The following is a 12,417-nucleotide window of genomic DNA, read 5'->3' as shown; positions in this document are numbered from 1 at the left end:
TTACAATTATGAAGCATATTGTCCTTTCATTATCCATCCTTTTGTGTTGTGCTGTTTATGTTAATGCGCAAAATGCCACATTAAGTGATGCCGATAAAAACACAACCTTTGACAGTCCTAAAGCAAAATCAGCTTTAAAATTTGATCAATTGACTATTGACTATGGTGAAATTGAAAAAGGTTCTGACCCTTATAGGTCGTTTGCATTTGAAAATACTTCTGATGCACCGGTAGCTATAAAAAGTGCCAAAGGATCTTGTGGCTGTACTGTACCTGAATATCCAAAAGAACCCATTATGCCTGGTGAAAAAAATGTTGTTAAAGTGAGATACGACACTGAGCGCGTTGGATCCTTCGCCAAAACTGTCACATTGGTGACCACCACTGACGAGACCATAATTCTCAATATCAAGGGTAAAGTTCACAGAGTAGAAAACAAAAGCGTTCCCAAACAAGACGATGCCGCTTTTTAAAAATATTATAGTAATTTCGAAGCCCTTGAACACATGTGTTTAAGGGCTTTTTTTATATTCCTAAATCACAGTTTTTAAATGATCATTTTATTATCTCCCTCGAAATCCTTAAATGAAAACCCCGAGTCCGCCTTACCGCTTACTCGACCATTATTTGAAGAAAAAACAAGTCAAATTGCACGAAAACTCAAAACTTTGTCCAAACCAAAGATAAAGGCTCTTATGAGTATTTCAGACAAACTCACCGTCCTAAACCACCAACGCTTCCAATCATTTAATACCGATTTTGCAGCCGAGATAGGAAGTGCAGCCATCCACACCTTCAATGGAGATGTTTTTCTCGGTCTTCAAGCTCAAGATTTCAACACCGATGACTTACTCTTTGCCGAAGACCACCTGTTTATACTTTCTGGCTTATATGGATTGCTCAAACCCAGTACTCAAATTCAACCTTATCGGTTGGAAATGGGCAGTAAGCTCAAAGTTGGACGAAAAGAAAATCTCTATGCTTTTTGGGATTCTACCATAACTGAAGCCATTAATGATGCGGTGGCAAAACAAGACAAACCAGTAGTGATCAATCTCGCTTCTCAAGAATATAGCAAAGCGGTACAACTAAAGGATATAACTAGCCCTGTACTCGAAATCCAATTTAGAGAATGGCGCAATGAAAAATGGCAATTCGTATCCTTCAATGCAAAAAAAGCCAGAGGTTTAATGGCCAGATATATTATAAAAAACAAATTGACAGAACCAGAAGACCTCAAGGGATTTGATTGGGAAGACTACCACTACAATCGTGAACTTTCTAGTGACAACCAATGGTTTTTTACTAAATAACAATCTTTGATAATTACTAAGGTCATCATACCATCGTAGTTTTGGCAAATGAGTATCGATCTTATCATGTTAAAATCCAAGGATTGACTACATTTCATGTAAATACATTCAAATCTATAAAACAAAATGAGATACACTATTGTATTAATGGAGTATCAATAAAATTACAATCATGGAGAATATTCAAATTGCTACTTTTGGAGGCGGCTGTTTTTGGTGTGTTGAGGCTGTGATTCAACGCCTTAAAGGAGTTCAAAAAATCGAACCCGGTTATGCCGCAGGAAAAACTGCGAATCCAACCTACAAAGAAGTATGTTCTGGACTTACAGGCCACGCAGAAGTCATACAAGTACACTTTGATGCCGATACTATATCGTACCGTGATTTACTAACCATCTTCATGACCAGTCACGACCCAACCACCCTCAACAGACAAGGTGGAGATGTGGGAACACAATATCGATCCATTATCTTATTTCACAATCCCAGTCAACACAAAACTGCGTTGTCGGTGATTGATGAAGTTCAACCGACTTATCCGGATCCTATTGTCACAGAATTACAACCCTTGGAAGTATTTTATCCCGCTGAGCAATATCACTACGACTACTTCAACAACAATGGATCTGCTCGATACTGTCAAGTAGTAATCAATCCCAAAGTCAATAAATTAAAAGAAAAATACAAGTCTTTCCTCAAAGAAGAGGAGATTCAGTCTTAATTAGATTGTCCCAACATTGGATTTAGCCAAAATAAATAAGCATCAACTGCTATTTTGAATATGGCAGTTGATGCTATTCATACTTCAATTTCAATCATTGACATAGAGTAAAAATCTAGATCGATGGTGATCGATTAAACAATAATAGTTTACATTTTATACGTATTAACTATTCAAAGATTATTGCCTACCCGGTATTTTGCTCCACACATCATCACCGCTACAGCCTACATATATAGGTGGATCTGAATTAATGCGAAAGAGGAAAAAAGTCCTTCCTCGCCAACTAAATCGAAGTAAATTAGTTAGGTTTAATAAATACCTGAAATAAAAAATATGAAAATTTCATTTCAATTAAAAAATGATTTCACAAAATCCCTGCCGGGAGATAGCGACACAACCAATACCCCTAGACAAGTTTACAATGCCTGCTATTCCTTTGTCGAACCAAAAAAACCTTCGAATCCCAGCCTCATCCACGCTAGCCTAGACTTAGCCGAAGAAATGGGCATTACCAAAGATCAACTCTATTCTCAGGATTTTCTAAATATTTTCTCGGGGAAGCAAGTCATGGTCAATACCCAACCCTATGCCATGTGTTACGGAGGTCATCAATTTGGCAACTGGGCTGGCCAATTGGGCGATGGTAGAGCCATAAATTTGGGTGAAATAGAACACCATGACCAGCGCTGGCAATTACAACTAAAGGGTGCGGGACCGACACCGTATTCACGTCAAGCTGATGGATTGGCCGTACTCAGATCATCCATTAGAGAGCATTTATGCAGTGAGGCAATGCACTATCTCGGCGTACCGACCACTCGATCATTGTCCCTGGTTTTGACAGGGGATCGAGTATTGAGAGATATTATGTACGATGGTCACCCAGCCTATGAAAAAGGGGCTATTGTATGCCGAGCAGCCCCATCATTTATTCGATTTGGAAACTTTCAAATATTTGCGGCCAGACGAGATTTCAAAAATTTAAAAATTTTAACCGATTACACGATCAATGAATATTTTCCTCATCTTTCCCACCTAGATCCCAAAATCAGCTACCTACAATTTTTTCAAGATGTAGTCAACACTACTATCGATATGGTCATTCACTGGAATCGGGTAGGATTTGTTCACGGAGTAATGAATACCGACAACATGTCCATCCATGGACTCACCATAGACTACGGTCCTTATGGCTGGCTAGATGGATACGACCACCTTTGGACCCCTAATACCACAGACAGACACCAACGGAGATATCGATTTGGTCATCAAGGTTATATTGCCCTATGGAATCTATATCAACTGGCCAATTCTCTGTTTTTATTAATTGAAGAAAGCCAACCACTGGAAGCCATTTTAGAGCAGGCACAAGCGGACTACAAAATAAAACACAGCAATATGATGGCTGAAAAATTAGGCTTCAATCAATCCCTGTCAGGAGATGAAGATTTAATTGTAGAACTGGAAGAACTACTCCAACTGCATGAAACCGACATGACGATATTTTTTAGAAATCTGGCCCAATTCGATGAAAACAACTATTCTGAAAAACTAGAAGAAATACCGGCATATCTTACTGAAGCATTTTATGAACCTTTATTATTAAAAGAAGAACACAATGTGGCGTGGTTAGATTGGCTAGACAAATACCGCAACCGCTTGGATTCAGAAAACCAATCACCAGCTGCCAGATCTAAAAAAATGAATAGTGTAAATCCCAAATATGTATTGAGAAACTATATGGCTCAGTTGGCAATAGACGATGCTGATAAAGGAGACTATGAATTAATTAAAAGCCTAGCTGAAATTTTGAAAAAGCCCTATGACGAACAACCAGAAGCCGCCCAATGGTTTGTCAAGCGCCCGGATTGGGCCAGAGACAAAATTGGTTGCTCCATGCTATCTTGTAGTTCATAGATTTGAGGATGATTAATCAATACAACAGTTAGATTAGAATAATATAGAAAATTCCAATAACCCAATTGTTATTTACAAGATCGTTGTCACAGAATAAAATAAAGTTGCTTAGACAAAAAATATTAGAAGCTTCAAATAGTTTTGGGAATTAATAAATGTATAACAAAATATCAAATCAAATGGATGTCATAGGATTTGGAGGTGGCTGCCACTGGTGCACAGAAGCGGTTTTTCAATCACTTATTGGAGTAGACAAAGTGTCTCAAGGCTGGATCAATTCAATTCGGCCTTATGATGATTTCTCCGAGGCTGTTTTGGTGAATTTCCAACCAGACATCATCGATTTAAAAACACTCTTAGCCGTACATCTTTACACCCATAGCGCTACTTCTCAACACAGTTTACGAAATAAATATAGATCTGCAGCTTATTATTTCAGCGAAAAATCCAAAGAAGAAGCAATAGCTCTTTTGTCAGAATTCCAAAAGGAATTTAAAGGAAAACTAATTACCAAAATTTTGCCCTTTCAATCTTTCAAACCCAATAAACCCGCCTATATTAATTACTACACCAAACAACCAGAAAAACCTTTTTGCAAAACCTATATAGAACCCAAATTGCTACTCATTCAACAAAAATTTAAAAAAAATATTAGACATGAAAAGTGAACGCATAAGTATTCCCAACTCGAGTGGACATCAACTATCTGCCTATATAGAACTACCTGCCAACCAAAAGCCCAGCTATTTGGCCGTCTTTGCCCACTGCTTTACCTGTAGTGGATCCTTTGCTCCGGTAAGACATATTACGAGAGAATTGACGAATTACGGATTTGGGGTGGTGAGATTTGACTTTACTGGCTTAGGGAAAAGTGGTGGAGAATTTTCAGATAGTCACTTTTCGGCCAATGTCCAAGACCTCGTTGATGTCTGCCAATATATAAGCCAAAAATATATAAAACCCACTCTCCTCATAGGGCATTCCTTAGGAGGAGCGGCAGCTATTGTGGCTAGTCATCAACTAAAGTACATCAGAGCAGTGGCTACTATAGGTGCTCCATCCAATGTAGGTCACGTCAAGCACCATTTTGAACACAAGATCAACGAGGTATTACAACAAGGTCAAGCTGATGTCAAAATAGGTGGTCGGCCATTTGTTATCAACAAAGAATTTGTAGAGGGTTTTAATACCATAGCATTACTGGACATCGTCAAAGAACTCAAAAAACCCATCCTTATCATGCATTCTCCATTCGATAAAATTGTTGGAATCGAACATGCTCGAGAACTTTACCATCATGCATATCACCCCAAAAGCTTTATTTCACTCGATCAAGCCGATCACCTACTCACTTCAAAAGAAGATAGTGTATATGTGGGCAATGTTATAGGTGCGTGGGTAAAAAAATACTATCCTTCCCTTGACAATGTGATATTGGATACTGAGGGCGAACAATTGGTTGGACATCTCAACTTAATGGATGACGAATTCACCACCAGTATTCAGACCAAAACACATGCTTTAATTGCTGATGAACCTATTGATGTCGGCGGAGATGATTTTGGTCCTTCACCCTATGAATTATTGGTTGCGGGATTGGCAGCATGTACGACGATGACATTAAAACTTTATGCCAATCGAAAGAAATGGGATTTAAAAGAAGTATATGTTTACTTGACTCATTCGAAAAAGCATATGGAAACTGGAGAAGATTCGAGTAAAAACAAAATAGATTTTATAGAAAAGAAATTGAAATTTATAGGGGATTTAACGGAGGACCAACGTCAGCGACTACTGGAAATATCAGCTAAATGCCCTGTACATAGAACCTTGACCAACGGGGTGAAAATACAATCTTCCATCATGGAATAAATCAAGAAAATATGATAGGGATTAATGAAGCAAATCTAGGATTAGAGTATATATATAATGCTACTTATTCCTCCTCCCCTTAATAAAATACAGAAGTTTATCGGGCAGAATTTCCGTTACCGATTCCACTAATTTATTGTACATCCTCATTTTTTTGGAATCTTCTCCTTTCCTTGCCACAAAGGTAGTAGTGATTTTATTGGCTTGAGCGGATGACAATTCATTTTCCGGTCTACTCGATGTATAATAATACAGCGCCAAGGATTTTCTCGATCGTCCTTCTGGGCATTTCAACGGATTTGGATGGCCGTGCCATGAATCGCCATTGGTAGAAAATAGAGCGATTCGATTAAATTTTGGCAAGATACGCAGAGCGCATTTTGACATATCTTTTTCCCATAATTCAAAATGTCCACCAAAATCCTCTTCCCAATCCTCATTTAAATAGATTAACAAATTGAGACGTCTACACAGCTGCATTCTCCTGTGTTTATGAAAATCAACATGAAGTTTTAAAAATCCTCCAGGTTTAATCTCATGAAAACCACCTCCTTCAAAATAAGGATCTGGAATCAGAGTTTCTTTTATCCCTGTCATTGATTGCAAAAAGACTAAAAAAGGTTCTGAATTCAAATAGTGGACCAAATTTTTAGTGTAGGGACCAAATTGACTCTCCCCTTTGGTACCCTGCTTCAATTCATTGGGATTATTATACTGAACTTTTTGTTGAAGGGCATCAATATCGGGAAATTCTTCTAACACCTTTTTTAAATATCTAGGGTCAAAAAAGTCATCTACATAAATATTGGGAAAGGGATAATTATTCTGATATTGTTCAGACCACTTTGCTAGGTGGTGATTTAAGTCCCCATAATCACTGTGAATAATACTTTCATTCATCATATTGCTGTACTAAATTTTTGGAGCTCATTGATAAAAATGGAATATCGGCAATTTTGCCAACGATTAACACAACAAAACAAACATTAACAAATATTCATTTCAAAATAAACACATATTTCAAAACTAATCACAAACAACACAACAAAAACATATTTACCGATACATTAACCGAAGTTCACATAGTTTCAAGGACGCCAATAAATCATTTTTAAAATATACAATCATCAATCTCACTTAAATCTAAAATCGCCGAGAAAGACAAAGGACTAACACCGAAAAGTGACACAATACCACTATAGACCTGAACTGTTTTATTATCCATATTAAAGACCATTAAATAACAATTGGATTAAAGAGTTTTTATTCTGTAAGAAAACACTCAACACATCATTCAAAGTATCTACTCAATGATTTCAATTAACATAAAATTACCTATTTGAGAAAGCAAAGCAATAATCTATTTCAATAATACATACAAGGTATATTATAAAATCACAAAATATACTAACAATCAATTATTTCACCATTCAATTGGACAACGTTTACGACACATCCAAACATCCTGTTTTTTAATAAAAAACAAAAAACTTACAAAAAAACTGTTTAAAACCCGTACCCATTCTACCATTTGCAACGTCTCAAGGATAAATCAGCCTGTTGAGCATAGATACAATCAAAAGATAAAGAAATACAAAAGACTTAGTCAGTGGAGATATTTTCAATAAAAATCAAAACTCAGTGATGTATTAAAAAGTTAAAATTCAATTTTTTTTGTCAAAAAATTCAAATTCAAAAACTTTTTACATAAGATTTGCATTACATTTCTAACTCTAAGTCAATAATTGAATTGAAAAAATGTAAAATCATTACTCACTTATAAAATTTAGGACAGCAAAATTAAAAAACCTTTAAAAACTAAGATCACATTATAAAATCGCCACATAGCGATATTTAATTTCCAAAATTACACATACACCCCCTATTAATTCTACAGACAGAATTAATATTAATTAACTTATTATGAAAAACACATTTAACCCCAAGGTCAATGCTATGCATTATTTTTCCATATTTAGTCTTAATATGGTGTTTATTCTATTATTATTTACTCCAAAAATAACCCAAAGTCAAACATGTAGATCAGTATTCACCTCTTCCAATGGATACCAAGTCATCGTAGACTTAACCTTTGGAGATATTGTACTTTCCGATCCCGGGGCACCATGCACCAATGGATATAATTACAAAGTTGAGATTGACTACGATATCACTTTCACAGGTGTTAATATTCCAAGTAATCTTTACACATTACAAGGCAAAATCAATTGCAACGGCACTGAAATCTTCTTTGATTTGCCAAATAGTGGAGGCTCTGGAACTACTCTATCCAGTCAAGATTATCGCAACAACAACGACTGTAGTACTGCCACTCCTATTTCTTTGGGTTGCGCAATTATGTCAACCAAGGTTACCGCCCAAGGACCATCGTTGAATTGGGAAACTAAATCTTGTACTGCTTCTGGTTCACTGCCATTAGTTTGGGAAAATTTTTCAGTAAAATACAACAATCAATACTCCAAAAATGAAGTTAATTGGTCTACTTTCTCAGAAATTAATTGTGACAAATTTGAAATAGAGCGTTCTACGGACAATGTCCATTGGGAGGTCATAGCAGAGACTTCAGCCAAGGGTGAAGCCAATACTACAACGAGCTATAGTCAAATGTTACCTAAAGAAGCTAGTAAATATGTATTCTACCGAATCAAACAAATCGATGTAGATGGCAGTTTCACTTTTTCAAACACCGTATTAGTGGACAATTCATCTCATATCGACACAAATGAACTTAATGTATATCCCAATCCTGCACAACAATATACAACTGTGTCTTTAAAAAACATCCAGGCCGACAAGGTTAGAATCTACAGTTCTACAGGGAAAAATTTAACTTCTGCCATTAATTTTTCTTTGGGCAGTACCAACCAATTAATTATGGACCTTTCTGCCATTCCATCTGGTTTATACTACCTATCCATTGACAATGTAAATAAAAAACTTCTAGTCCAACATTAGTAAAAATGAAGACTAACTGTCTTCAATAATATTATATTCTGACTTAAATTTTATATCCTCGACTTGATTCAAAGGTCGGGGATATTTTTTTTCACCCCATTATATTTTTCCTCATCAATTGTTCTAATCTATCATGTTTTTTTCCACTGACTATATTTTTGATATCAGAGGCATTAATACATAATTGAAACACAGAGTATGAGAATAATTCTACTTGTGGAGTTAAAAATTAAAACTGACCATATGTTTCGAAAATCTTAAGACATAGACTATAAAAGCAAAAAAGTATTAAAACATCCTTAACATCTAAACATTTTTTAATATTTTACATGGAATAATAAGACTAATCAATATGACCTACCGCTGGAAATTCGTATTCGCATTATTTACTTGCTTATTATTACTTATCCTACTATCAACGCCGTTACCCAAACAAGGTCTACCAGCGATAGCCCCTCTATTGAATCCTTTTACCGGATTTTGGACATTGGCTGACCCCATAGATGCCTCCTTACCAGACCTATTGATACCTTCAAAAAATATCGATAATAACATTCGCGTCTACCTAGATGACCGTATGGTACCCCATATATATACTCAAACTGAAGCCGATGCATTCTTTGCCTTAGGCTACCTGCACGGTAAAAATCGACTTTTTCAAATGGACCTCACCCAAAGGGCCATTACTGGGGAGCTATCTGCAATTTTGGGTCCAGTAGCACTGGAAAAAGACATATTTGCAAGGCGTATAAATTTTAAAAAGGCCATCACCAATAAGATAGAAAGTTGGAAAAACCACCCCGACATGATGATCCTCTTAAATGCCTACACCTCAGGGGTGAATGAATGGATATCTTCTATGAGTAAAAAGGATTGGCCACTAGAATACAAGTTACTCAACTGCAAACCTAGTGAATGGACTGTCGAAAAAACAGCAGCGATTTCAATATCGCTTGCCGCCACCCTAAATCTCAATCTCAGAGATTTTGGCCACACTGAGGCACTGAATCAACTTGGCGACAGTCTATTTAATGATCTTTTTCCATTGACACCAGAATTCTATAGACCGATAATATCACAAAATTGGCCCAAACCTCAATCGGATTTAGATCGATTTATTCAACATAGCCAATCAACCACTCCTACTACAGTTGATATCCCTATCCATGACCATCATGTAGGAAGCAACAATTGGGCTGTCAATGCCGACTTGACAGAAAACGGACTCCCTATTTTGGCCAATGACCCCCACCTCCCACTCAATTTGCCCAGTATATGGTACGAAGTAGAAATAAAAACACCGCAAATGCACAGCCATGGGGTAAGTATTCCAGGCATGGCTGGTATTATTATAGGATTCAATAAACATGTTGCTTGGGGCCTAACCAACACCTCGATCGATGTATTGGATAGCTATTCCATAAATTGGGTCAACAAAGATACCCATAGCTATCTGCTTGATAATGATACTTTATCCGCAAGTGTCCGAAGAGAAATCATTGAAGTTAAGAATGAAGAAAACCATATTGAAGAAATTTTGGAAACATATTGGGGACCGATATTGTACGACGATAGTGCTGGTATCCGTCAAAATGTAGCTGTAAGATGGGTAAGCCATATGGTCGACAAACACTGTGACTTTAGAACATTTTACGAATTGATGAAAGCCCAAAACCTAAATGATTATCAACAGGCCATTCAAAATTTCTACATCCCTGGACAAAATATCATATTCGCTGACCACAACGATTCTATTGGGATTACCATCCAAGGAAAATTCCCAATAAAGCATCCCAATAGGGATAGATTTATTCAAGATGGGAGTAATAAAGAAAATGATTGGTCGGGTTTTATCCCAGACTCCCTCCTTCCCAGACAAATCAATCCTCCAGAAGGTTACCTCATTTCGGCCAATGAATGGCCTACAGACAGAGATTATCCCTTTCCATACTCTGGTCATTTTGATCAATATCGTGGTAGAACCATTGAACAACTTTTACTCAAAAACCAACCCCTGAATCTTGAAAAAATGGCCGACATTCAAAATAGTGTTTACAATATGAAAGCGGCAGAATGCATACCTCTTTTGGTCAGAGAAGTCACAGCTGCTGGAATGAGTCATCCACTTTTGGACTCGCTTGCTCGTTGGAATTTTGAATATTCGGCCTTTAGTAGTCTACCTACCCTGTGTGAAATCTGGCTAGATGAATTATCGATAGCAGTTTTTGATGAAATCTCCCAATCACCTATTTCTGCGACTCCTCAGATATGGAGGCTGAGAGAACTCATTCAATCAACACCCAATCATGCGATATTCGATATAATCAACACTAAAGACAAAAAAGAAAATGCTAGCGAGAATATCACAATGAGCTGGCAAAGGGCTTTAGAAAAATTTGAAACCATAGAAGACGTTGATCGTAAATGGGGAAAAAGAGAAGGATTGTCTATCAAACACCTACTGCAAATTCCATCATTCTCACATCAACAGCTTATGACGGGAGGGAATGGCAACACCATTAGTGCCATCACTAAAACCAATGGTCCGAGCTGGAAAATGATTGTTGAATTGAGCCCGCATAAAACCAGAGCAAAAGTTATCTATCCCGGTGGTCAATCTGGCAATCCCGGTTCACCTTACTACGACAATTTTATTCAACCTTGGCTTTCGAATGACTATTACGATATCGAACTTATCGATGACGATATCTCCCCTTCTCGTGTCCTTCAAACCATAGAATTTCAACTACCATGAAAAAGTTCATAAAATTTATGCTAATTACTTTGGGTACTTGGTTGGCTTGCTATTGGTTTGGCTGGAGGATGACAGTCCTCATCCCCATGGCTATAACCTTTATTTTGCCTGAGAGAAATGTAATCTTAGATTTCTTATTTTGTTTTTTTTCCATTTTTATAGTGTGGACCGGTTACAGTTATTTTTTGAGTAGTACCAACCATCATTTATTAACCGATCGGATGACTTCACTGTTTTCTATGTCAAATTCAATTACAATATTCACCATCACAGGCATCATTGGTGGTCTAATTGCTGGAGCTGGAGGTAGTACAGGATATTTTTTACATCATTTTTTAAAAAACAAAGAACGAAGTTAGCTTTTAATCCGTTATTCAATAAATGAGATTCAATGGCAGAAGAAAATAAACAAAATAATAGGACAAAAAAAGAACTCATCAAAGACTTTCAGAAAAGTCTAGTATCCTTCCTTATCATGATCCCCTTTCTAGGATTTTTCTTCGCATTCAATTCTATACCTGCCTTTATCTTATTCGCCATAGGTATACCTTGGGCAATTTCTCTTATTCACAAAGGCATTGATATCATACATGCCGACCCAGATCCCATATCTAAGGAATACGATTTAATGGAGGACTATCGACCTCATCAAAAAGAAGATAAAGAAACTTTTGATGAAAAACTGGACCTCAATGATTTTAAAGAATTAAGAAAAGAATGGAAAGACTCTGATTTTGTGTAAAGTACTTATATTTTAATTGTCAATTTTCCTAAATCCCCCTCCCCCAACCTTTCGTCTTCATTATTACTTAGACATATTTTTTAAAATATCGAAAAAGATATTTGGCTTGATTTTTGAT

At 36.7% G+C, this 12,417-nt stretch carries 11 protein-coding genes; 10 read left to right on the top strand and 1 reads right to left on the bottom strand.

Annotation, left to right across the window (positions count from 1 at the left end):
- Positions 1 to 8: 8 nt before the first annotated feature.
- From LVD51_RS11595 to LVD51_RS11570, 6 genes are all read left to right on the top strand, one after another.
- The gene (locus tag LVD51_RS11595; protein WP_236971542.1) at positions 9 to 473 is read left to right on the top strand and encodes a DUF1573 domain-containing protein; all 465 of its coding nucleotides are present in this window, start codon (positions 9 to 11) and stop codon (positions 471 to 473) included.
- A gap of 78 nt (positions 474 to 551) precedes the next feature.
- Positions 552 to 1,313: a peroxide stress protein YaaA gene (yaaA, locus tag LVD51_RS11590; RefSeq protein WP_236971541.1), complete on the top strand. Its 762-nt coding sequence runs from the start codon at positions 552 to 554 to the stop codon at positions 1,311 to 1,313.
- Positions 1,314 to 1,485: 172 nt separating this feature from the next.
- Positions 1,486 to 2,034: a peptide-methionine (S)-S-oxide reductase MsrA gene (gene msrA, locus LVD51_RS11585; RefSeq protein WP_236971540.1), complete on the top strand. Its 549-nt coding sequence runs from the start codon at positions 1,486 to 1,488 to the stop codon at positions 2,032 to 2,034.
- 327 nt (positions 2,035 to 2,361) lie between these two features.
- On the top strand, positions 2,362 to 3,954 hold the full coding sequence (locus LVD51_RS11580) for a protein adenylyltransferase SelO (protein ID WP_394803170.1): 1,593 nt from the start codon (positions 2,362 to 2,364) through the stop codon (positions 3,952 to 3,954).
- Between the two features lie 179 nt (positions 3,955 to 4,133).
- On the top strand, positions 4,134 to 4,622 hold the full coding sequence (locus LVD51_RS11575; RefSeq protein WP_236971538.1) for a peptide-methionine (S)-S-oxide reductase: 489 nt from the start codon (positions 4,134 to 4,136) through the stop codon (positions 4,620 to 4,622).
- Positions 4,612 to 5,826, top strand: coding sequence for a bifunctional alpha/beta hydrolase/OsmC family protein (locus LVD51_RS11570; RefSeq protein ID WP_236971537.1), 1,215 nt, complete (start codon positions 4,612 to 4,614; stop codon positions 5,824 to 5,826). The genes LVD51_RS11575 and LVD51_RS11570 overlap by 11 nt, the downstream gene beginning before the upstream one ends.
- 60 nt (positions 5,827 to 5,886) lie before the next feature.
- On the opposite strand, the gene LVD51_RS11565 is transcribed toward LVD51_RS11570, so the two are convergent.
- Complete coding sequence (locus LVD51_RS11565) at positions 5,887 to 6,729, bottom strand: 2OG-Fe(II) oxygenase (protein WP_236971536.1); 843 nt, start codon at positions 6,727 to 6,729, stop codon at positions 5,887 to 5,889.
- Positions 6,730 to 7,749: 1,020 nt separating this feature from the next.
- Here LVD51_RS11565 and LVD51_RS11560 point away from each other — a divergent pair.
- The 4 genes from LVD51_RS11560 to LVD51_RS11545 all read left to right on the top strand — a co-directional run bounded on the left by LVD51_RS11560 (position 7,750) and on the right by LVD51_RS11545 (position 12,299).
- Complete coding sequence (locus LVD51_RS11560; RefSeq protein ID WP_236971535.1) at positions 7,750 to 8,802, top strand: T9SS type A sorting domain-containing protein; 1,053 nt, start codon at positions 7,750 to 7,752, stop codon at positions 8,800 to 8,802.
- A 352-nt stretch (positions 8,803 to 9,154) separates the two neighbouring features.
- Positions 9,155 to 11,557 carry a penicillin acylase family protein gene (locus LVD51_RS11555; protein ID WP_236971534.1) on the top strand — a complete coding sequence of 801 codons (2,403 nt, stop codon included), beginning with the start codon at positions 9,155 to 9,157 and terminating at the stop codon, positions 11,555 to 11,557.
- Positions 11,554 to 11,916: a hypothetical protein gene (locus tag LVD51_RS11550; RefSeq protein WP_236971533.1), complete on the top strand. Its 363-nt coding sequence runs from the start codon at positions 11,554 to 11,556 to the stop codon at positions 11,914 to 11,916. Before LVD51_RS11555 ends, LVD51_RS11550 begins: the two co-directional genes overlap by 4 nt.
- Before the next feature lie 32 nt (positions 11,917 to 11,948).
- Positions 11,949 to 12,299, top strand: coding sequence for a hypothetical protein (locus LVD51_RS11545; protein ID WP_236971532.1), 351 nt, complete (start codon positions 11,949 to 11,951; stop codon positions 12,297 to 12,299).
- Positions 12,300 to 12,417: the final 118 nt, after the last annotated feature.

The sequence above is a fragment of the Membranihabitans marinus genome (assembly GCF_021729155.1).
GTDB classification, from domain to species: Bacteria; Bacteroidota; Bacteroidia; order Chitinophagales; family Saprospiraceae; genus Membranihabitans; species Membranihabitans marinus.
This window is presented reverse-complemented; position numbering and strand designations above follow the sequence as displayed.